Here is a 22,697-nt window from a genome sequence, read left to right as displayed (position 1 = left end):
TACAGAATATACGTATTTTGAGTGAGTTATGACATTATTAATTTTCTCAAGATTGTATATGCAGAAAACATTTCAAGAAATTTCAAAAAGCTGGTGTGAAACAAAACGCCCAATTGTAAAGCACTCTACCATGTGCGCTTATTTGCTGACACTTCAAACCCATTTGCTGCCTTATTTTGGTACAAAGACAATCATTACGGAAGATGATGTTCAACAATTTGTCATTCACAAACTTTCTTGCGGACTTGCACGCAAAACCATAAGGGATATGGTAGCCGTATTAAAATCAGTAGCCAAATACGGGAGAAAACATAAAATTTTTCCATTTGAAGACTGGGAAATAGAATATCCTACAAATACGGAATTGCCCCGATTGCCTACCTTGACAATAAAGCATCAACGTATATTAATGCGGCATCTGATTGAAAAACCGACAGCACAGAATATAGGAGTGCTATTGGCTCTCTGTACAGGCATGAGAATAGGAGAAGTATGTGCACTACAATGGCAAGATGTGGATTTTAGACAACGAATTATCACAGTAAGGCACACTGTAGGGAGAGTTTACAATTGCGAATTGAAGTCCACAGAGAAGATACACTCATCGCCAAAGACAAGGAACTCATATCGGGATATACCAATTTCAAAACACTTGTTTCAATGTTTGAAAACGGTCAAGAAAGTTTCTGCTTCTCCGTATGTGGTCGGTTCATCTGAACATTCTAAAGAGCCTCGTTCATATCGTGATTATTTTTCCCGATTATTAAAACGTCTTGACATACCTCAAATCGTATTTCACGGACTTCGGCACACTTTTGCAACTCGGTGCATAGAAAGTCAATGCGATTATAAAACTGTGAGTGTAATACTCGGTCATTCTAATGTGTCGACAACACTTAATCTTTATGTGCATCCTAATCTCACTCAGAAAAAGAAGTGTGTTGAACGTATGAGTAAGTTTCTTGGAATAGCGGAACTGTAATTTAGAGTGAGACTTTTATTTATGGGAGAATGGTAAGTTTGTATTTGGATATGTCCAAAACAGATTTACTATTCTCTCATTGATATTGTTTATGATCTTATAGCCTTACCCTTTTTTGAGTGGCGCAAGTGTTCTGCGTACGAAAGAAAACAATTTATTAGATTGTTCATTGAACCACTCTCCAATAGGTTTTCCTTTGATGCAAAATACAAGTTTTGACTTGTCTTTCGGGGCTTTTACAACTTGGAAACCTGCTTTTTCAGCCTTGAACTTTTGTTTATGTTCTTCCGAATATAATTTTCCCTTATAGAAAATCGGTTTGTCGCTTGACTTTCTTGTAATAGGAGTGTTTACCTTCTGTCTGTTTCTTCTGATCTTTCTTACGCTCTTCCGGTAGTATCAGTTCGATCGTGGTATGAATGTGCAGGACTACTGAAGTGGTATTATCGGGTAATGATAGGAAAACCGTACTTTTGTTTTAATCTGCTGCAATTCGACGGATATTCCAGAGATTTTGCGTAAGTTTGCAGAAACAGTAAATTTCATTTCAAATGAGGAGCATGATTTATCCGGTAGGCATACAGAGTTTTGAAGAGATACGGAAAGGAGACTATTGCTATGTCGATAAGACTGCACAGATTTATCAGTTGGTAAAGACGGGTAAATACTACTTTCTGAGTCGTCCGAGACGCTTTGGGAAAAGTCTGCTTATATCTACGTTGGAGGCTTATTTCCAAGGGAAAAAAGAACTTTTCCATGGCTTGGCTATGGAAGCTTTGGAAAAGGAATGGACTACGTATCCTGTATTGCATCTGGATTTGAATGCACAAAAATACGATACACCGGAAGCGTTGATTCATGTGCTGGAGGAAAATCTACAGTACTGGGAAAGTCTTTATGGGGCTTCGGAGAGTGAAATAGGAGTAGCCCGCCGTTTCAACGGGGTGATTCGCCGTGCGGCCGAAAAGACGGGGAAGAATGTGGTGGTGCTGGTGGATGAGTACGATAAGCCCATGCTCCAGGCTATTGGCAATGAAGCGTTGTTGACCGAGTACCGTAATACGTTGAAAGCTTTTTATGGAGCTTTGAAGTCGATGGATGCATACCTCCGCTTTGCTTTGTTGACTGGTGTGACAAAGTTCAGTAAAATAAGTGTGTTCAGCGATTTGAATAATCTGGAAGACATTTCCTTGCAGCAGGCTTACAATAATTTGTGCGGTATTACTGAGCAAGAATTACTGGAAAACTTTGAAGAAGGAATCCGTGTGTTGGGGCAACATAATGAGATGGCGTATGAAGAGACTTGTAAAAGCCTGCGACAATGGTATGACGGTTATCATTTTTCCGGTCATGCAGACGGCCTTTACAATCCGTTCAGTCTGCTCAATGCCTTGAAAAGTAGGGAATTTGGAAGTTATTGGTTTGAGACGGGCACACCGACTTTCTTAGTGGAACTACTTTTACGTAGTCACTATGATTTGCATCGTCTGACGGAAGAACTTGCTACCGCTGACTCTTTAAGCGGTATTGATACGATGGAGACGAATCCTGTGCCTATTCTATATCAGAGTGGCTATCTCACCATAAAGGGATACGACAAGCGTTTTCGTACATATACCTTGGGCTTCCCTAATCGGGAAGTGGAGGAAGGATTTGTCAAGTTTCTCTTGCCTTTTTATTCGGCTACATCAAAAGCTGATTCGGCATTTGAAATTGTCAGTTAAGAAAAAGAACCGGACTCCAATCAGTCCAGTTCTCTCTGACGGCAGAAGCATCCGCCGAATTTCTCGTCCACGTGTTCTACCGGCTGGCGGAAGATGCCGTAAACCGATGAGCCGGATCCGCTCATGCTGGCATACACTGCGCCCAGATCATACAACTCGTCCTTGATGGCCGCAATCTCCGGATATTTCAGGAACACGCTGTCCTCAAAATCATTCTTCATATTGTCTTTCCACGTCTCTACCGGTTGGCAGATGATGTCTTTTAACGAAACTTCCGGACGGCGGGGAGTGATGTGTGCGAAAGCGTCGCGCGTGGATACGAAGATGTCCGGCTTCACCAGCACCAGGTAATAACCCGAAAGCGAAAGACGGACAGGTTCGAATATGTTACCGATGCCCGTGGCAAATACCGGCTGGTTGCGGATGAAGAAAGCACAATCGGCTCCTAAACGGGCGGCGTAGTCTTCCATCTCCTCCAGACTCAGTGCCAGACGGAATTTCTCGTTCAGCAACTTAATCATGAACGCGCAATCGGACGAACCGCCTCCCAGTCCGGCACCCGTGGGGATGTGCTTGAACAGGTGGATGTCAACGGACGGTATGTCATGATCTTTTTTCAGCAATTCGTAGGCTCTGACCACTAAGTTGTCTTCCGGCTTACCCTCGATAGCCGTACCTTTCACGTGAAGCGTATAAGGAGCATCGTTATTTTCTCTTCGTGTTACTTCCAGTGCGTCTTGCAGGTGGATGGGGTAGAAAATGGTTTCCAGGTTATGGTAACCGTCGGGACGTTTTTCAATAATATTCAGGCCAAGGTTTATTTTGGCATTTGGAAATGTAATCATAAGGTCGTTTGTTTTTTCGTTTCTCAAATATAGCAGAAAGTTTCGAGAAAATCGGGATTCACGGAAAAAATCGTATCTTTGCCCCACTTAAACAAAAACAAAATGGCAGAACCGAGAAGAAATACACGTGTGGCAAAGACGGCTAAGACCAAGCCGATGGATGAGTACGGCCACCTCCAGCCTCAGGCTCCCGAACTGGAAGAAGCTGTGCTGGGTGCGCTGATGATTGAGAAGGATGCGTATTCGCTGGTGAGCGAGATTCTTCGTCCGGAGTCGTTCTACGAACACCGGCACCAGCTGATTTATGCGGCCATTACTGACTTGGCTATTCAACAGAAACCGATTGATATCTTGACCGTGGCCGAGCAGTTGCGCTCGCGCGGTAACCTGGAAGAGGCGGGCGGACCGTTCTATATCACTCAGCTGAGTGGTAAGGTGGCCTCGTCGGCTCACATTGAGTACCATGCCCGTATCATTGCCCAGAAGTTTCTGGCACGTGAGCTGATTTCTTTTACGAGCAACATACAGACTAAGGCGTTCGACGAGACGCAGGACGTGGACGACCTGATGCAGGAGGCCGAAGGAAAGCTCTTCGAAATCTCTCAGCAGAACATGAAGAAGGATTATACGCAGATTAATCCGGTCATTCAGGAGGCCTACGAGATGTTGCAGAAGGCGGCGGCACGTACCGACGGTTTGAGTGGGCTTTCGAGCGGATTCCATCAGCTGGACAAGATGACCTCCGGTTGGCAGAACTCCGACCTGATTATCATTGCGGCTCGTCCGGCCATGGGTAAGACGGCCTTCGTGCTTTCCATGGCCAAGAATATGGCGGTGAACAGCAAAGTGCCCGTAGCCTTGTTTTCGCTTGAAATGAGCAACGTACAGCTGGTAAACCGTCTGATTGTGAACGTCTGCGAAATCCCGGGTGAGAAAATCAAGAGCGGTCAGCTGGCACCTTACGAGTGGGGACAGCTCGACTACAAGATAAAAGAACTCTACGACGCCCCGCTTTACGTGGACGACACGCCTTCTTTGTCCGTGTTCGAATTGCGAACCAAGGCACGTCGTCTGGTACGTGAGCATGGGGTGAAAATCATTATCATCGACTACCTTCAGTTGATGAATGCCAGCGGTATGTCGTTCGGAAGCCGTCAGGAAGAGGTCAGCACCATTTCGCGTTCGTTGAAGGGATTGGCCAAGGAACTGAACATCCCGATTATTGCGCTGAGCCAGTTGAACCGTGGAGTAGAGAACCGTGAAGGTATCGACGGAAAACGTCCGCAATTGAGCGACCTTCGTGAATCGGGAGCCATCGAGCAGGATGCCGATATGGTGTGCTTCATCCACCGTCCGGAATATTATAAGATTTACACCGATGAGAAAGGTAACGACCTGCACGGCATGGCCGAAATCATTATCGCCAAGCACCGTAACGGTGCCGTAGGTGATGTGCTGCTTCGTTTCCGTGGCGAATATGCCCGTTTCCAGAACCCCGACGACGACATGATTGTGCCGATGCCGGGCGAAGAAAAGAAGGCTCCGGTGCTCCGTTCGAAGATGAATAACGGCGGCGGACAGGACTTCGTACCGCCTCCACCCACGGAGATGCCGCCTATGCCCGACAATCCGTTTGGCGCGCCTGTGCCCGATGTACCATTCTGACGGTTTTTGGCTAAAAATATTTTTTGTCTTACCTCTTATATCCCAAATATGTATTAACTTTGCACATCATTGTTTGGGAAATTATAAAATACTATTACGATATGAATATTTCTTATAACTGGCTGAAAGAATACGTCGACTTCGACCTTACTCCGGACGAAGTGGCAGCCGCACTGACTTCCATCGGTTTGGAGACTGGGGGAGTGGAAGAAGTTCAAACTATCAAGGGAGGATTGGAAGGTTTGGTAGTAGGCGAAGTGCTGACCTGCGAGCCGCATCCCAATTCTGACCACATGCATATTACGACCGTCAATTTAGGACAGGGAGAACCTGTGCAGATTGTCTGTGGTGCTGCCAACGTGGCTGCCGGACAGAAGGTTATCGTAGCTACGCTGGGTACAAAATTGTATGATGGTGACGAATGCTTCACCATCAAGAAGTCGAAGCTCCGTGGCGTAGAATCAAACGGTATGATTTGTGCCGAAGATGAAATCGGCGTGGGCACAAGCCATGAAGGTATCATCGTGTTGCCTGCCGACGTAGTTCCGGGTACACTGGCCAAGGATTACTATAATGTGAAGAGCGAATACGTACTCGAAGTGGACATCACTCCGAACCGTGCCGATGCCTGCTCACACTATGGTGTGGCACGCGACCTCTACGCATGGCTCATTCAGAACGGTCATAAAGCTACGCTGAAGCGTCCTTCGGTAGATGCATTCAAGGTAGACAATCATGACATGAATATCGACATTGTGGTGGAAAATACTGAAGCCTGCCCGCGTTATGCCGGAGTAGCCATCAAGGGAGTAACGGTGAAGGAAAGCCCTGAATGGTTGCAGAACAAGCTCCGCCTTATTGGTGTGCGTCCTATTAATAACATCGTTGATATTACCAACTACATCCTGCACGCCTATGGCCAGCCGATGCACTGCTTCGATGCCGACAAGATTAAGGGCGGCAAGATTGTGGTGAAGACTTGTGCCGAAGGAACTCCGTTTGTTACATTGGACGAAGTGGAACGTAAATTGTCCGACAAGGACCTGATGATTTGCAACGCGGAAGAACCGATGTGTATTGCCGGTGTGTTCGGAGGTCTGGATTCAGGTACTACCGAAACTACTACCGACGTGTTCCTGGAAAGTGCTTACTTCCATCCTACATGGGTGCGTAAGACTGCCCGCCGTCACGGATTGAGCACCGATTCTTCTTTCCGTTTCGAACGTGGTATCGACCCGAACATCACTATCTATGCCTTGAAGGAGGCCGCTCTGCTGGTGAAAGAACTGGCCGGAGGTGAAATTGCTTCTGACATCAAAGATAACTATCCGAATCCGATTGCCGATTTCGCGGTAGAACTTTCATATAATTATGTAAACTCACTGATTGGAAAGGAAATTCCGGCAGAAACGGTGAAGAGCATCGTAACCAGCCTGGAAATGAAAATTGTGGAAGAAACGGCCGAAGGTCTTTCTTTGCAGATTCCTCCTTATCGTGTAGACGTGCAGCGTCCGTGCGACGTGGTTGAAGATATTCTTCGTATCTACGGATATAACAACGTGGAAATTCCTACTACCCTGAAATCAAGCCTGAGCGTGAAGGGAGAAGTGGACAAATCGGTGAAACTCCAGAACCTGGTAGGTGAACAGCTGGTGGGTTGCGGATTTAATGAAATCCTGAACAACTCTTTGACAGCAGCCGCTTATTACGACGGACTGGAAACTTACAAGCCGGAAAATCTGGTTCGCCTGATGAACCCGTTGAGTAACGATCTGAACGTGATGCGTGCTACCTTACTTTTCGGTGGTCTGGAAAGCATCCAGCACAATGCCAACCGCAAGAATGCCGACTTGAAGTTCTTTGAATTCGGTAACTGCTATCACTTCCATGCTGAGAAAAAGAATCCGGAAAAAGTGTTGTCAGGCTATTCAGAAGAGTTGCACATGGGGTTGTGGATTACCGGAAAGCGTGTAAGCAACTCATGGGCTCATGCCGACGAAAACGCTTCGGTTTACGAACTGAAGGCTTACGTGCTGAACATATTCCGTCGTCTGGGCGTGAACTTCGGCTCGCTGGTATTCGGTAACCTTTCAGACGATATCTACTCAGTAGCTATCTCCGTACACACCCGTGGTGGTAAATTGCTGGCTACCTTTGGTGTAGTTTGCAAGAAGATTCAGAAAGCGTTCGATATCGACAATGAAGTGTACTATGCCGACCTGAACTGGAAAGAACTGATGAAGGCCATCAAGGGCAATACGGTAAGCTACAAGGAAATCTCCAAGTTCCCGGCTGTAAAACGTGACTTGGCATTGCTGATTGACAAGAAGGTGCAATTTGCTGAAATCGAAAAGATTGCTTGCGAAACCGATAAGAAATTACTCAAGTCTGTAGAATTGTTCGACGTGTACGAAGGAAAGAACCTGGAAGCTGGCAAGAAGAGCTATGCTGTAAGCTTTATGCTTCAGGATGAAAACGCTACACTGAACGACAAGCAGATTGACAAGTTCATGCAGAAGTTGATTGGTAACTTGCAGAACAAACTGGGAGCTGTGCTTCGATAATAAGTAAATTCATTAAAAAATAAATTTAAAATATCATCCAATGGGAAGAGCATTTGAATATAGAAAAGCTACGAAGCTTAAAAGATGGGGTCACATGGCAAAGACCTTTACACGTCTGGGTAAACAAATTGCAATTGCGGTAAAGGCTGGCGGTCCGGAACCGGAAAACAACCCGACTCTGCGTTCGGTAATCGCTACTTGTAAGCGTGAAAACATGCCGAAGGATAACATCGAACGTGCCATCAAGAACGCAATGGGTAAAGACCAGAGCGATTACAAAGGTATGACTTACGAAGGATATGGTCCTCACGGAATCGCCGTATTCGTAGATACATTGACTGATAATACTACTCGTACCGTAGCCGATGTACGTTCTGTATTCAACAAGTTTGGCGGTAACTTGGGTACTACAGGTTCACTGGCCTTCTTGTTCGATCACAAGTGTGTGTTCACTTTCAAGAAGAAAGAAGGTATCGATATGGAAGAACTGATTCTGGACTTGATTGACTACAACGTAGAGGACGAATTCGATGAAGATCCGGAAGAAGGAACTATCACTATCTACGGTGATCCGAAGAGCTATGCGGCTATTCAGAAGCATTTGGAAGAATGTGGTTTTGAAGATGTCGGTGGTGATTTCACTTACATCCCGAACGACCTGAAAGATGTGACTCCGGAACAGCGTGAAACTATCGATAAGATGGTAGAACGTCTGGAAGAGTTTGACGACGTACAGACCGTATATACTAACATGAAACCGGAAGAAGACGCTGAATAAGCTTTTCTTGAAAGATAATGACGGAACGGAGTATCCGGCCGGAATAATCCGGCAAGTGGTGCTCCGTTCTCTTTTTATGTTAACTCGACTAGCATATTGATGACAATGAAATATACTTATCGTACGATGGGAACATGCAGTTCTCTGATTGATTTTGAGGTAGAGGATGGCATACTGAAGGGTGTGCATTTTACCGGTGGTTGCAATGGAAACTTGAAAGGGATTTCAGCCCTGGTGGAAGGTATGAAAATAGATGAAGTGATTGCTCGTCTGGAAGGTATCCGTTGTGGCGGGAAGCCGACTTCTTGTCCCGACCAGCTCTGCAAGGCTTTGCGGGAAATCTAAGTGACTAAGTGAGGGATATTGAAGCAAAGAGCACTCCTGAGAGATGAATGTTATGTCTCGGGAGTGCTCTTTTTATGTGAATGTTTGATATTAAAGCTGCTCAGAAAGAGTGGAAAGCAGGAATACCAATAGCGCAGCCGCAATGGCTAGTGAAATGAAGGTAAAGACAGCCAGGAAAACGGTTGTCTTGACAAATGTACGTATCCATCCTCGGCGGTATACTGTATGCAGGGAAATGTAGGTGTACACAAACATGCCTGCTACGAAGATAAGGAGAGTATACATTGGCATGTTTCCCTTAAATGATTCCATAAAAGTGTCACTTGTCAGCACGGGTACCAGTGGAATAGGAATCAGTATCAGAAACACGGTATTCAGGTGAATCGCGTGTACGAAATGCCACATGTAAGGAAGTTTGGATTTCCGGAACATTCCCTGCAAAAGCCAGGCAAATAGTGGCAGAAGGAACATCATGTAGAGCGGAGTCCATTTGGACAAATCTCCAAAAAACTGGTTGAGAAAGGATTCCTGACGAAGTTGTTGTGCTTCATCGTTGTGGTCTTCTCTCCATTCGTATACGGGAGTAAGAGCAGTACCGGTGGAATCTACCTGGAAATGACGCGCGGCTTGCAGGGATTCAGAGGTAATCTCTTCTTCCTCAATCAGATTATTCAAGTATTCACCTTTTACTTTTTTCAGATTCAGAATGGTATTCAGGTCTTTTTGCCGGAGAGTTGTTTCATGCAGGCAGGAGTCGGCCACGATTCGGGGCATTCGCATGTAGGAAAGAGAGAACCGGTCGTCCAGACGTTGCACTTTGAACAGCTCCTCGGCCTTTTCTACTCCTCTTTCTTGAAAGGCCTTCACTAACTCAGGGCCTTGGTATACATACACACATGTATCGGGCAGGGTAGCAGATGATTTGAGCTGTGCTACAATTCCGTCGTTGATGTTTAGGGAGCTTACAGCCTGCAATGCCTGATTGGCTTTGTCGGAGGCTATCATGAAGAAAAGGGTAAAGAAAACGACGGAGATGCACATATAGAGCCGGAAAGGATGTACGTAGGAATTGATTTTTCCGGCATTGAATTCGTTGGTCAGGAATCCGGGGCGGGTGAACATCAGCCACAAAGTTTGCCAGATTTTGCTGTCAAACTGGTAGACATTTTCAATGTATTGTCTCAGGTATTTCCAGAAAGGCTGGTAGATATCGAGGGCGTATTGTCCGCAACAATGGCAATACATGCCCTCCAGCTTGGTACCGCAATTCTTGCAGTAGGTGTACCCGGGTACGGTCTTTTTACGTATTCTCCGGAGGCGTTTCAATTCGATGAGGCGCATCACCCGGTGCTTTCGTTCTTTCAGTCTTTGCCGCATCCGGGCGAAAGGAGTCTTGTGGGTTTCTTCTTTGTGTGTGGTATTTTCCATGTCAGTAGAAATGTAATATAAATGATATTTTGACACAAAAGTACGTCTGTAAAATGAATTTAGCAAGTTTTTCTGCGGGGAATTGAATATGGTGGTATTAGGATTTAAGGAAATAAAAAAGTGATATTGTTTCTCTTGAAGCATGTCTCACAGAAACAATATCACTCGGTGAATGAACAAACAAGAGGTATTTTACCCGCAAGTTTATCCAATCTTGCTTATCTTCTTTAATTTTTCTTCGTCAATGAGCTTGATTTTTCGTCCGTCGATAATAATCAGTTTTTCGGCGGCGAAATTAGACAGGGTTCGGATGGCATTGGATGTGGTCATGTTGGAGAGGTTGGCCAGGTCTTCTCTGGAGAGATAGATGCTCAGAGTACACTGGTCTTCTTCCACGCCGTAGGTATCTTTCAGGAAGAGCAATGATTCTGCCAAACGTCCCCGAATATGTTTCTGAGTCAGGTTGACTGTTCTTTCGTCGGAGATACCCAGATCTTTCGACAACTGTTTGATGAAAAACATGGCAAGCTCCGTATTTTCCATAATTAGCTGTACGATGACGGGCATGGGAATCAGGCACATGGTACATGGCTCAAAGGCAGCAGCAGCGGTCACGAAATTTTCTTCGGCAAAATAGGCACGATAGGCAAAGTATTCTTTGTCCTTTATTACTCGGATAATCTGGCTGCGTCCCCCTACGCCGTCCTTGTAAATCTTTACCTTTCCGTTCAGCAGGCACATCAAATTCTCCGGTGTTTCACCTTCACAATAAATCGTTTCGTTCTTTTTGTATTTCTGAATCGTAAAATTCTGTGCCAGCAATTCGCGTTGTTGCTGTGTTAATGGTTGCCATAAATCTGGTATACTTTCGGCAATCTCAGCTTCTGTTAATTCCTTTTTTACCATAAAATGTTCCAAAACCATGTTATTAAGCACAAAGGTACGAAGAAAAATTGAAAATATTCTTTTTTTTCATCATAAAAATGGCCTCAGATAAGGGCTTTATTATATATTTGCTGTGAATATGCGAAAACTGAAAGGCTTATATGAGGCTTTGTGGGGCTTGCTGGCATTGTGCTTGCTGTGCTGTTTCCCACTGCGAGGGGTGGCGCGCGACAATGCTCCGTACCTTCCGAAAAAGCCTGTCGTGGCCGATTCTATTTTGGATTACATGTTTCATTCTGCATCTATTTATTTGCGTGAGGTGAAAGGATACAAGGGCGATTTGTATTTGAAAGGTCATCTGAAAGTACATAAGCAGAACCGGATTATCAAGTATGTGCCTTCCATGTTTCGTCTGGAAAAGGGTATAAATGATTATTTTCATGAGTCTATCAGTGAGCTGCAATATACGGCTCCTGCCATTTACGACCGGAAGGTCAGGGCAATATCTACGACTTTCCCCAGCACCAGAGGGCAGATATTCGACATTATGGACTACATGAAGTTCAATATTTATGCTCCTTCGCTGATGGGTAACAGGATACTTTCACCGCTGAACAGAAAGGCTCAGGTACATTATCATTATTTGCTTGAAAGGGTGGAGCACCGGTTGGGAGGAGAATTGTATTGCATTCGTGTCGTACCCCGTTACCGGAGCACGCAGTTGGTGGAAGGTTTTCTGTGGCTTTCATCAGCCGACTGGACTATCCGAAGAATGAATCTCAAGGGACGTTATGACCTGGTAAGGTTCCAACTGAGCATGCAGATGGGCGAGGAGGAAGATACGAAATATCTTCCTGTTTTACTGAATCTTGATTTGAACTTCAAGTTCCTGAAGAATCATCTGGAGATGAAGTATACGGGGTGGATGAAGTATTCATCGGTTGTTTATCGTAAGCCGGGGGAGGAATGGATTGTCAAGAAAACGAACGACCATAATCTTTCGAATTCTTATACTTTGTCGTGTGATACCAGTCGGCTCGTGGTGGAACGTGACTCGTTCAACCGCATCCGTCCGATTCCTTTGTCTGCTTATGAGGATTCGCTTTACCGTTCGGCGGATGAGCGGCGATTGAAACGGGAGGCCGATACGATAAAGGCAGAGCCTACAAAACTGAAGAAGAACATGGTGTTCTTGGGGCAGCTGGGGGATGCCTTGATTAGCAGCTATGACATTGACATCTCTAAAGTGGGAAGCATCAACTGCTCTCCGATTATCAATCCCTTATTAGTGAGTTATAGCCACCGGAACGGAATATCCTATCGGCAGGTATTTAAGTACAACAAGCTTTTCCATGATGGGCGTTTGCTACGTATTGTTCCTCAGATTGGTTATAACTTTACAAAGAAAGAGTTTTATGCCAAGGCGGATATGGAATATATCTACAATCCTCGGAAATTGGGCTCCATTGAAGTACATGGAGGAAATGGTAACCGAATTTACAGTAGTGTGGTACTCGACCAGCTGGAGCAGATTCCGGACAGTGCGTTTACCTTCGATGGACTTGAATTGGATTATTTTAAAGATGTATACGTAGATATATCGCATAACATTGAGTTGTGCAACGGACTAAAGTTAGGCACAGGTTTGGCTATGCATTGGCGTTATACTAAGAGTACGCCGGAAGTGGAAGCACGTGTACGTTCTAATTATAACAGTTTCGCTCCCCGTATTCGTCTGGAATGGACACCGGGCATGTATTATTATATGAACGGCAACCGAAAGATAAATGTCGGCTCTTTCTTTCCTACCTTTATGCTGGATTACGAACGGGGTATCAAAGTTTTAAAGAATTCCGGTACCTATGAACGAATCGAAGGTTCTGTGGAACAAATCATTCGTTTGAAGAATGTGCGTTCACTGGCTTATCATGTGGGAGCCGGTATGTTTACCAATCAATCGGATATGTACTTTGTGGATTATGCGCATTTTGCCAACTTGAATCTTCCCCAGGGTTGGAATGACGATATTGGAGGTACGTTCCAGATGCTGGACGGACGCTGGTACAATGCTTCCAGTCATTACATACGAGGTAATCTGACCTTTGAGGCACCTTTCATCCTCTTATATCCGGTCACCCGTTTGTTGTCGTTCGTACAGAAGGAACGTATTTATGCCGGCGTTCTTTTCATGCCCCACCTGAATCCTTATCTGGAATTCGGTTACGGCTTTGCTACCCACTTGTTTGATGTGGGTGTCTTTATCGGAAATGAAAAAGGTAAATTTACCTCCTTGGGATGTAAATTTACCTTCGAATTATTCAACAAATAAAAATAGTTGCATTATACTAACTCGTCCGAAGTATATCCTTGCGGAAGTGGACGACAGTTATATCCAGAAGCCATGATTTCACCGTAGGCTCCGGCAGAACGAAGTGCAATCAGGTCGCCACGGTGTACCTTGTTCAGGTCGATGGCTTTTCCGAATACATCCGATGATTCACAGATAGGACCTACTACATCGTATGCTTCTGCAGGTTCTTCCGAAGTGAGGTTCTCAATCTTGTGATAAGCCTGATACAAAGCCGGACGAATCAGGTCGGTCATTCCTCCGTCTACGATGGCAAACTGCTTGTTGGTACCTTGTTTCACGTAAATAACTTTAGTGATGAGGTTACCGCACTGACCTACCACTGAGCGTCCCAATTCAAAGTGAAGCGTTTGCTGCGGACGCAGGCGCAGGTGCTTGTGATAAGTAGCGAAATACTCTGCGAAGTCAGGAATCGGCTGGCGGTTGGGGTGTGCATAGTCAATACCTAAGCCACCTCCCACGTTGATATGTTCCACGATAATCTGACGGGCAAAAAGTTTCTCCTGTAATTCGTTTACACGGTTACAGAGTGCCACGAAGTCGCCCATATCCAGAATCTGTGAGCCGATGTGGAAGTGTAATCCTACGAACTTCACGTTTTTCATCTCCAGTGCCAGGTCAATCACACGATCCATGTCTTGTATACTGATACCGAATTTATTTTCTGCCAGTCCGGTAGTGATATTGGCATGCGTATGAGCACCTACATCCGGATTGATACGGAAAGCCACGCGGGCAATCTTGTTCTTTGCTGCAGCCAGTTCGTTGATGACTTCCAGTTCTGGAATAGACTCAACGTTAAAACAAAAAATGTCATAATCCAGTCCCAGATTGATTTCCTTGTCTGTTTTTCCTACTCCAGCATATACAATCTTGCTAGCAGGGAATCCGGCCTTGATGGCAGCTTTGATTTCGCCGCCGCTTACGCAGTCAGCTCCCAGTCCGCTTTCACGAATGATGCCTAATATTTTAGGGTTGGCATTAGCTTTCACCGCATAGTGCACACAGAATTTATTGTATTTTCCTGCTTCCTCCTTGATTTTATTTAAGGTTTCACGAAGCAGATTTGTGTCATAATAATAAAATGGCGTTTCCAGTTTTCGGAACTGCTCTATTGGAAAATTAGCTTTCATAAAATGGGTTTAGTTGTGATTGTTGTTATATTAGAAGAATAAAAAAGGCGGTGATGCGGTTTTTACTGACCGTATCCTCCGCCTTTAGCTTTTATAAAAGGTTGCTTTTATTTCTCTTTACCGTTGAAAAGCACGTTGCTCAATGACTGCAACGCCTGCTTCTTATCTGATTCACGAATCAGGAAAGAGATGTTGTAGTTACTTCCACCGAATGAAATCATACGTACCGGAATTTCACGCATTGCATCCAGTGCCTTTGCTTCGAAACCTACGTTTTCCCATTCCAGGTCGCCCACTACACAGACGATACACATGTCATGGTCTACCGTTACTGTACCGTACTTCTTCAGGTCGTTTACGATTTCGTTCAGGTGTTTTGTGTTGTCAATCGACATAGATACACCCACTTCTGAAGTACATACCATATCAATCGGAGTCTGGTAGCTTTCAAAGATTTCAAATACCTTGCGGAGGAAACCGTGAGCCAGCAGCATACGGCTTGACTTAATCTTGATAGCGGTGATGTTGTCTTTGGCAGCTACCGCCTTGATTTTGCCTTTTTCCGTATCGTTAGAAATCAGTGTGCCCGGAGCAGTCGGTTCCATGGTGTTCAGCAAACGTACCGGAATGTTGGCATATTTAGCCGGCTGGATACAAGTCGGGTGCAGAATCTTTGCACCGAAGTAGGCCAGTTCAGCTGCTTCTTCAAAGTGAAGCTGACGTACCGGAGAAGTCTTGTCTACTACGCGCGGGTCATTGTCGTGCATACCGTCGATGTCTGTCCAGATCTGGATTTCAGAAGCATTGATGGCAGCTCCAATCAGAGAAGCCGTATAGTCACTTCCTCCACGCTGCAGGTTGTCGATTTCACCGTATGCGTTGCGGCAGATGAATCCCTGAGTGATATAGATTTCATAACCCGGGTTTGCTTCCAGTTGTGCCGACAGTTTTTCGCGGATATAAGTCAGGTCCGGTTCACTGTTCTTGTCAGTGCGCATGTATTCCAGTGCCGGAATCAATGTCGCGTTTACGCCCTGCTCGCACAAGTAGTTAGTCACCATGTTGGTAGAGATGATTTCTCCCTGAGCTAGGATGACTTTTTCTTCAAATAAAGTAAATATGTCTTTCGTATAAGAACGAATGTAATCGAATACAGATTTTACGAAATCCAGTGTTTTCTGTTTATATTCTTCGGTAGAATACAACTCATCAATGTGCTGTTTATATTTCGCTTCCAGTCTATTGATGATTTCATTTGCACCTTCTGGATTTTTCTTGTACAGATAATCCGAAATTTCAACTAATGTGTTAGTCGTACCTGACATGGCAGACAGGACTACAATTTTCTGTTCGCCGTCAGTGATTAATTTGGCCACATCCTTCATTCTTTGTGCAGAACCCACAGATGTACCTCCAAACTTTAAAACTTTCATTTTACGTTTCGAATTTTAAATGTTCTATAATTAATTAATTTCGGGAGCAAATGTAATAATAAAAACCCTATTTTGGGGTCATTTGGGCAAAAATCCTTTTACTCCTTTGTCTTTTTTATGAATTTGTCGTTTCCGTGAGACGGTGATGTTCGCATTTGTACACTTTTCCGGAATATTCCGAAAGCAAGTTGAGGTTGTGCGTGGTCATCAGAATGGCTGAGCCCTGACGGCAGATGTCCTGCAATAATTCCACGATGCGCCGTCCGGTTTCCACGTCCAGATTGCCGGTCGGTTCATCGGCCAGGATAATTTCCGGTTTGTTCAGTATGGCCCGGGCGATGACGATACGCTGCTGTTCTCCACCGGAAAGTTCGTTAGGCATTTTGTACCCCTTGTTTTCCATGCCAACCTGCTGGAGCACTTCTTCAATTCGCCGTTCTATTTCGGTACGGTTTTTCCAGCCGGTAGCTTTAAGCACGAATTTCAGGTTTTCGTGCACGGTACGGTCGGTCAGTAGCTGGAAATCCTGAAACACGATGCCGAGTTTCCGGCGCAGGGTAGGGAAGTCCTTCCGTTTCAGGGTGCGCATGGCATTTCCCAGCACCCATGCTTCTCCGGCATCAATCTCCACCTCACCGTAGATGGTTTTCAGGAGAGTAGACTTTCCGCTGCCCACCTTCCCGATGAGATAGACAAATTCGCCTTTCCGGAGTTCCAGGTTTACGTCAGAAAGAATCTCCTGTCCTTGCAAGCTCACGTTTACGTGCTGGTAAGAAATGAGTGGTTGTTCTTCCATATATAGTGATTAGTGTTTTTTCCAGGTGGCGCTGTGACGCTCTTTCAATTCACGGGCTAAGTCTTCAATGCGGTAGCCTTTGTACGTAAGCAGCACAATCAAGTGGTAAAGCAGGTCGGCTCCTTCGTAAATCAGGCGTTCGTCGGTTCCATTGCAGGCTTCGAGGATGGTTTCTACAGCTTCTTCACCTACCTTTTGTGCCATCTTGTTGACTCCTGAATTGAACAGGCTGGTGGTGTACGATTTCTCCGGCATTTCCTGACGGCGACGGTCGATGAAATCCTGTAACTCTTTCAGGAACATGATGTCCTGCTCGTTTTTGTCTCCCCAGCAAGTATCTGTGCCCTTGTGGCAGACAGGGCCTTCCGGATGTACCATGATGAGCAGTGTGTCGTTGTCACAGTCAGCCTTTACCGAAACCACGTGCAGAAAGTTTCCGCTTTCTTCTCCTTTGGTCCACAGACGGTTTTTGGTACGGCTGAAGAAAGTCACCTTACCCGTTTCCATGGTTTTCTCGTAGGCTTCCTTGTTCATGAATCCCAGCATCAATACTTTTTGCGTATAGTTATCTTGGATAATGGCCGGAATCAAGCCATTCATTTTTTCAAAATCCAGTTCCATAATCTTACTTTATATAATATAGTTAGTTTAAACAGTTATCTGCGCACGGCGATACCTTCTTTGCAAAGGTAATCTTTTAATTCGGGAATTGGAATTTCACCGAAGTGAAAAACACTGGCTGCCAGGGCGGCATTAGCTTTTCCTAACGTAAATGCGTCACGGAAATCCTCTTTCTTGCCAGCTCCTCCGGAAGCAATGACCGGAATGGTAAGCCGGTCGGCCAGTTCGGCCAGTGCTTCGTTGGCATATCCTTCCTTTACCCCGTCGTGGTCCATGCTGGTAAACAAGATTTCCCCGGCTCCGCGGCTGTTGGCTTCTTCCGCCCATTCCATAAGGAAACGGTCGGTCTCCAGCCTTCCTCCGTTGAGGTAACATTTCCAGCCTTGCGGGGTTTGTCGGGCATCAATGGCCACCACACATACCTGCGAACCGAAATGGCGGGCGATGTCATCGATGAGCTGCGGGTTCCGGATGGCCGAAGAGTTGATAGACACCTTGTCGGCTCCGGCATTTAGCAGACGTTCCACATCGCTCAGTTCATGAATACCTCCTCCCACGGTGAAAGGAATGTTGATTTCCGCAGAAATGCGTTTCACCAGCTCTGTAAACGTTTTCCGTCCTTCGTGGCTGGCTGTGATATCAAGGTACACCAACTCGTCGGCTCCTTGTTCGCTGTAAGCCTTTCCGAGCTCCACCGGGTCGCCTGCTTGTCGCAGATTGACGAAGTTGGTACCTTTCACCGTTTGTCCGTCTTTGATGTCAAGACAGGGTATGATTCTTTTTGCTAACATAATCAGTTTCTTGAGTTAAGAGTTAAGGGAGAAAAGCTTTCAAGTCCTGCAGGGTGATACGCCCTTCATAGAAAGCCTTGCCGAATACCACTGCCGGAATACCTGCTTCGTTCAGTGCTTCAATGTCCTTCATGCAGCTGATGCCTCCGCTGGCTATCAGATGCAGGTCGGGGTGCGCCTCCATGATTTGCTTGTATAGCTCCAAAGACGGCCCGTTGAGCATCCCATCGCGAGAGATGTCCGTGCAGAGTACCTTTGCGACACCTTTCTTTATATAGTCATCCAAGAACGGCATCAGCTCCAGACGGCTGCACTCCAGCCATCCGTTGACGGCTATTTTCCCGTCTTTGGCATCCGCTCCTAAAATAATCCGTTCACTGCCATATACCTCCATCCATCGGTTGAACGTATCCGGCTCCTTTACGGCGATGCTGCCCAGCGTTACCATCTGCGCTCCGCTTTCGAAGGCAATGTGCAAGTCTTCATCGCTTTTGATGCCTCCGCCAAAGTCAATGACCAGCGAAGTCTGTCCGGCCAGTGCTTCCAGTACCTTATAGTTTACCACATGCTTGGAAGCCGCTCCGTCCAGGTCGACCACATGCAGGCGATGGATGCCATGCGCTTCAAACATCTTGGCCACTTCCACTGGATTCTCGTTGTAAACCTTTTTCGACTGATAGTCGCCCTGAGAAAGTCGTACACACTTCCCGTCGATGACATCGATGGCTGGTATAAGTTCTATCATATTTTATATAATGTTTCGTGATTAGAGATTCAAAAAGTTGCGCAGGATACATTCTCCCACCTTTCCGCTTTTTTCCGGATGAAACTGGGTGGCATAGAAGTTATCCTTGTGCAAGGCCGCACTGAAAGGAGTGATATAGTCGGTTGTGGCCGCTGTAAATTCGTTGACCGGCACATAGAAACTATGCACGAAATACACGAACTCTTCTTCTTTCATACCTTGAAAGAGCGGGCTGCGGAGATGTGACAATGTATTCCATCCCATATGAGGAACTTTCTCTTCAGGATTGGTCGACTGGAATCGCTTGACTTCCGCATCGAAGATTCCCAGACAGTCCGCATCACCTTCTTCCGAATGTCGGCAGAGCAACTGCATCCCCAGGCAAATACCTAATACTGGTTGTTTGAGCTCTTTGATGAGAAGGTCCATGTGGCAAGCTTTCAGGTAATCCATGGTGGTACGTGCTTCGCCCACTCCCGGGAAAATCACCTTGTCGGCACTGAGCAGTGTCTCCTTGTCGTTAGTGATGACAGGTTCCACACCCAGTCGCTTCAGTGCACAATCCACCGAAAAGAGGTTGCCTGCATTGTATTTTATGATTGCAATTTTCATTCAGTGCTGTTTTTTTTGTAGAAAAAAATAGTTTTTGCAAAAGTAACGAATTATAAACAATCTCCTAATAAAAGCGACAAAAAGTTTGTCTGTGATGGTGGTTTTCTGACAAGGTTTTTGTAAGAACCTCCTATGTGTGGCTTTCTAAAAAATGAGGCGTAAAACTTTTTTGAATATTTTTTCGGAAAGCTATTGCAGATTCAAAAAAAAGCACTACCTTTGCATCGCAATCGAGAGAGATGGCAACGAAAAAACTTAATGGTGCGTTAGTTCAGTTGGTTAGAATACATGCCTGTCACGCATGGGGTCACGGGTTCGAGTCCCGTACGCACCGCTTAAAAGTCCTTGATTCTGAATGAATCAAGGACTTTTTTTATGCTTTTCCTGTTTCAGGTACTCCCTGGCAGCAGCTATAAGAGTATATTCTGCATCGAAACAAGGAAACCTATATACGGTTTTCTGCGGTTTCTTCTGCTTGTTCTACGTTTCCTGCACCGGAACCTTACGTTTTTCATGTGGGAAACGTAGGTTTCCGCATAGAGAGCCGTACGTTTCACGGTCGGGAAACGTAAAAAGCGCTTTTCCATGTTTCTTTTATTTCATAGTCCTTTTTAGGTTATCTATTTTGATGTTAGAAATCCTCTTGTGGTAAGTTCTTCTTTTCCCATCCTGCACTGAATACCCCATCTTGCGAACGTAAACGGGATACAAGCAGGTCCAATAAAACCTTGTGTTCTCCTTGCATTTCCATATCGCAATAAACAATTGCTTTTTTGCCACTTGTTTTGTGGAATAAAGCATTTAATTTTACGTTGCGGTCAAAAGACAAGACATTCATGATTATTTGTTGTATTTTATTGGACAGATTTTGCTCGCACTCCACATGGACTGTATATTGAAAAAGTCCTGATTCTTTTTTCTCAATCCATGTGCATAAAGGCCGGAATAGGCAATGTGTGATTAATACACAGGCCACTAAAACTGCTGCTTCTGCATATAGACCGACTCCAGATAATGTGCCGCATGCAGCAGAGCACCAGATAGTAGCTGCTGTGTTCAGCCCTCTGACATTAAACCCGTCTTTCAGGATGAGGCCTCCTCCTATAAAGCCTATCCCTGAAACAATTTGTGCTGCCACTCTTGACGGATCTCCATTACCTATCGTCATGTCACATGAGAGTACGGTAAAGGCTGCAGCTCCTACTGAAACAAGGATGTTAGTCCGCAACCCGGCATTACGTTGCCTGTACTGCCGTTCAATACCAATTAATGTGCCCATTACGAAAGCACACCCCATTCTTGCCAAGTAATCGTAAAATAACATCATATTTTTTTCTGGCAAAGGTATTGCGGGAATGGGGGAAGGTGGTATTAGAATATTGTTAGAGTTGTATTAAAAATGCGTTAGAATGGCTTTTAATGCAGTCCATATAAAAATATTTCCGATTTGGAGATCGTATTTATAAACTTATCTCCCATGTGTACTTTTCTTCTTTCAGTAGGTTGGAAGAGCAGAAATAATCATCTGTTATTTTACAAACCTGTTCAAGTGAGATTTCTGTATTTTTATGAGGTCCGATAAGATGGAATACTTGTCTGTTCTTGTCAAATAAGAATATTTGGAAGATTCTGATATTCGTTCTAATGATTTGTAAAGTATGTTTGTTAGCCTTATTGGTTATAAACATACATATTTTTGCCGGATAATATTCGGATGAAAGAATTTCCTTTGCTTGTTCTGTTGTGGCATTGCTGATTACTACATTTTTTGTTTCTCCCATTGAAATGGAAAAACCTTTTGGCCTGTTTTGCCATAACCAGCAGAGTGTACATAACAGCATGCCGCAGGCAATTAATAAAACTCCATAACCATTAAGTGTACCTTCCAGTTTATTACCATAACGGCCGCCCCATACTATTCCATGACTACTACCTTGAGTCATTAGCAGATAGATTGCGATGCCGAACATGATGATTGTAAAGATTATTAATAAATAGGAATAGGTTCTTTTTGATTCGTTACTTTGAAACATATAATGAAATTTGTTTATATCTGATAATTATTATTGTAGATATATTTCTATTTTTATCTGTAATAGGAAATCGTTATCTTTTTACTGATTATAATATGTATAGGTACATTATTCTTTTTTTCTTCCAGAGGGCAGTCAAGATGTCTTGTTTTTGATTTTTAGATGCTCAATATTTGGCAGAACCGTCAAAGGTTCTATTTTCTGAGAATAGGAATCGGATATAAATATTCATATTGTTGGTACAGATGAATTAATGTGGAGTAACTTTGATGAACTATACTAATAACCAAAGATACTGAAATTTATTTGTAGGGCCATGATATTATATTGGGGAATTATATGCTTATGCTAAATAACATCTTTGTAAGAGTTCTATATTCTTATACAATGTTATGTGAGGTGTTGGAATAATGACACCTGTCAATGATGGTAAAAATGTATCTGATAACACAATATGCAAGTTTTGGTTTTTCCTTACTTTTTTATAAATTGCATATTATCTGGATTTTGTGATGAACAGATGTTTTTTTAAGTATGGCTTGCTTGTAGTAATTTAGATTTTAGGTGAAAAATGAATGCCAGAAGATTTTCTTGCTTCATTGTAACTCATTCATTATGAAATAAACGGATAAACTGTGAGATTCTGAATAAATTAAGTCAAGAGATTATGGGTGCAGAAATAAAGATTTATCAAAGTTTGTGGAAAAACTTGCTGTTGGTTATATGTTGTGTGATTTTTGCTATAGGAGCAATTTTTATTATTGCAGACGATAGTTGTAAAACCATGACCAAAGTTTGTGGAGGCTGGTTAGGTGTTATATTTTTTGGAGGTGGAGGGCTGTTTATATGCGTCACTACTTTTTATAATTCTATAAGACATATCCCATATTTAATCCTGAAGTGATTTAAACTTTTCTTTTCCTTGCACATTTTCTCAATAGCATAACGG

19 protein-coding genes, 1 tRNA gene and 1 pseudogene are annotated in these 22,697 nt (G+C 44.3%); 9 read left to right on the top strand and 12 right to left on the bottom strand.

Annotated elements, in window-relative coordinates; all coding sequences use genetic code 11:
• The first annotated feature begins 28 nt into the window (after positions 1-28).
• Positions 29-982: a tyrosine-type recombinase/integrase gene (locus DXD04_RS12305; RefSeq protein WP_259299554.1), complete on the top strand. Its 954-nt coding sequence runs from the start codon at positions 29-31 to the stop codon at positions 980-982.
• A 551-nt stretch (positions 983-1,533) separates the two neighbouring features.
• Positions 1,534-2,697 (top strand): annotated as a pseudogene (locus DXD04_RS12295) (ATP-binding protein); the annotation flags it as partial.
• Between the two features lie 29 nt (positions 2,698-2,726).
• Here DXD04_RS12295 and ispE read toward each other — a convergent pair.
• Complete coding sequence (gene ispE, locus DXD04_RS12290) at positions 2,727-3,551, bottom strand: 4-(cytidine 5'-diphospho)-2-C-methyl-D-erythritol kinase (RefSeq protein WP_117673569.1); 825 nt, start codon at positions 3,549-3,551, stop codon at positions 2,727-2,729.
• 102 nt (positions 3,552-3,653) lie between these two features.
• Between ispE and dnaB the strand changes: the two genes are divergently transcribed.
• The 4 genes from dnaB to DXD04_RS12270 all read left to right on the top strand — a co-directional run bounded on the left by dnaB (position 3,654) and on the right by DXD04_RS12270 (position 8,903).
• Positions 3,654-5,216 (top strand): replicative DNA helicase, encoded by a 1,563-nt coding sequence (dnaB, locus tag DXD04_RS12285; protein WP_117673568.1) that lies wholly within the window; start codon positions 3,654-3,656, stop codon positions 5,214-5,216.
• Positions 5,217-5,317: 101 nt separating this feature from the next.
• A complete protein-coding gene (pheT, locus tag DXD04_RS12280) occupies positions 5,318-7,780 on the top strand; it encodes a phenylalanine--tRNA ligase subunit beta (RefSeq protein ID WP_117673605.1) in 2,463 nt (820 codons plus the stop codon).
• A gap of 40 nt (positions 7,781-7,820) precedes the next feature.
• The gene (locus DXD04_RS12275) at positions 7,821-8,558 is read left to right on the top strand and encodes a YebC/PmpR family DNA-binding transcriptional regulator (protein WP_007561794.1); all 738 of its coding nucleotides are present in this window, start codon (positions 7,821-7,823) and stop codon (positions 8,556-8,558) included.
• Between the two features lie 105 nt (positions 8,559-8,663).
• Positions 8,664-8,903 (top strand): TIGR03905 family TSCPD domain-containing protein, encoded by a 240-nt coding sequence (locus DXD04_RS12270; protein ID WP_117673604.1) that lies wholly within the window; start codon positions 8,664-8,666, stop codon positions 8,901-8,903.
• 90 nt (positions 8,904-8,993) lie between these two features.
• On the opposite strand, the gene DXD04_RS12265 is transcribed toward DXD04_RS12270, so the two are convergent.
• Positions 8,994-10,331 carry a DUF3667 domain-containing protein gene (locus tag DXD04_RS12265; protein WP_181977483.1) on the bottom strand — a complete coding sequence of 446 codons (1,338 nt, stop codon included), beginning with the start codon at positions 10,329-10,331 and terminating at the stop codon, positions 8,994-8,996.
• 204 nt (positions 10,332-10,535) lie between these two features.
• The gene (locus DXD04_RS12260) at positions 10,536-11,237 is read right to left on the bottom strand and encodes a Crp/Fnr family transcriptional regulator (protein WP_117673603.1); all 702 of its coding nucleotides are present in this window, start codon (positions 11,235-11,237) and stop codon (positions 10,536-10,538) included.
• A 118-nt stretch (positions 11,238-11,355) separates the two neighbouring features.
• On the opposite strand from DXD04_RS12260, the gene DXD04_RS12255 reads away from it, so the two are divergent.
• Positions 11,356-13,545, top strand: coding sequence for a DUF5686 family protein (locus DXD04_RS12255; RefSeq protein ID WP_259296004.1), 2,190 nt, complete (start codon positions 11,356-11,358; stop codon positions 13,543-13,545).
• An 11-nt stretch (positions 13,546-13,556) separates the two neighbouring features.
• Here the strand turns inward: DXD04_RS12255 and lysA are convergent, their stop codons facing one another.
• The 7 genes from lysA to hisH form a co-directional block, all read right to left on the bottom strand.
• A complete protein-coding gene (gene lysA / locus DXD04_RS12250) occupies positions 13,557-14,717 on the bottom strand; it encodes a diaminopimelate decarboxylase (RefSeq protein ID WP_117673565.1) in 1,161 nt (386 codons plus the stop codon).
• Positions 14,718-14,824: 107 nt separating this feature from the next.
• Positions 14,825-16,150, bottom strand: a complete 1,326-nt coding sequence (locus DXD04_RS12245; protein ID WP_117673564.1) for an aspartate kinase — start codon at positions 16,148-16,150, stop codon at positions 14,825-14,827.
• Positions 16,151-16,265: 115 nt separating this feature from the next.
• On the bottom strand, positions 16,266-16,946 hold the full coding sequence (locus tag DXD04_RS12240) for a cell division ATP-binding protein FtsE (RefSeq protein ID WP_117673563.1): 681 nt from the start codon (positions 16,944-16,946) through the stop codon (positions 16,266-16,268).
• Between the two features lie 9 nt (positions 16,947-16,955).
• Positions 16,956-17,567: a bifunctional phosphoribosyl-AMP cyclohydrolase/phosphoribosyl-ATP diphosphatase HisIE gene (gene hisIE / locus DXD04_RS12235; RefSeq protein WP_007561805.1), complete on the bottom strand. Its 612-nt coding sequence runs from the start codon at positions 17,565-17,567 to the stop codon at positions 16,956-16,958.
• A 35-nt stretch (positions 17,568-17,602) separates the two neighbouring features.
• On the bottom strand, positions 17,603-18,358 hold the full coding sequence (hisF, locus tag DXD04_RS12230; protein WP_007561807.1) for an imidazole glycerol phosphate synthase subunit HisF: 756 nt from the start codon (positions 18,356-18,358) through the stop codon (positions 17,603-17,605).
• A gap of 22 nt (positions 18,359-18,380) precedes the next feature.
• A complete protein-coding gene (hisA, locus tag DXD04_RS12225) occupies positions 18,381-19,103 on the bottom strand; it encodes a 1-(5-phosphoribosyl)-5-[(5-phosphoribosylamino)methylideneamino]imidazole-4-carboxamide isomerase (protein ID WP_117673562.1) in 723 nt (240 codons plus the stop codon).
• 21 nt (positions 19,104-19,124) lie between these two features.
• On the bottom strand, positions 19,125-19,715 hold the full coding sequence (gene hisH / locus DXD04_RS12220; protein ID WP_022054378.1) for an imidazole glycerol phosphate synthase subunit HisH: 591 nt from the start codon (positions 19,713-19,715) through the stop codon (positions 19,125-19,127).
• Between the two features lie 260 nt (positions 19,716-19,975).
• Here hisH and DXD04_RS12215 point away from each other — a divergent pair.
• A tRNA-Asp gene (locus DXD04_RS12215) sits at positions 19,976-20,049 on the top strand.
• 297 nt (positions 20,050-20,346) lie between these two features.
• Here DXD04_RS12215 and DXD04_RS12210 read toward each other — a convergent pair.
• The gene (locus DXD04_RS12210) at positions 20,347-21,042 is read right to left on the bottom strand and encodes an MgtC/SapB family protein (RefSeq protein WP_204507043.1); all 696 of its coding nucleotides are present in this window, start codon (positions 21,040-21,042) and stop codon (positions 20,347-20,349) included.
• 133 nt (positions 21,043-21,175) lie between these two features.
• A complete protein-coding gene (locus DXD04_RS12205; RefSeq protein ID WP_147330764.1) occupies positions 21,176-21,748 on the bottom strand; it encodes a hypothetical protein in 573 nt (190 codons plus the stop codon).
• Positions 21,749-22,415: 667 nt separating this feature from the next.
• Here DXD04_RS12205 and DXD04_RS16620 point away from each other — a divergent pair.
• Positions 22,416-22,652 carry an STM3941 family protein gene (locus DXD04_RS16620; RefSeq protein ID WP_147330763.1) on the top strand — a complete coding sequence of 79 codons (237 nt, stop codon included), beginning with the start codon at positions 22,416-22,418 and terminating at the stop codon, positions 22,650-22,652.
• Positions 22,653-22,697 lie beyond the last annotated feature (45 nt).

The sequence above is a fragment of the Phocaeicola plebeius genome (genome assembly GCF_003437535.1).
GTDB lineage: Bacteria > Bacteroidota > Bacteroidia > Bacteroidales > Bacteroidaceae > Phocaeicola > Phocaeicola plebeius_A.
This window is presented reverse-complemented; position numbering and strand designations above follow the sequence as displayed.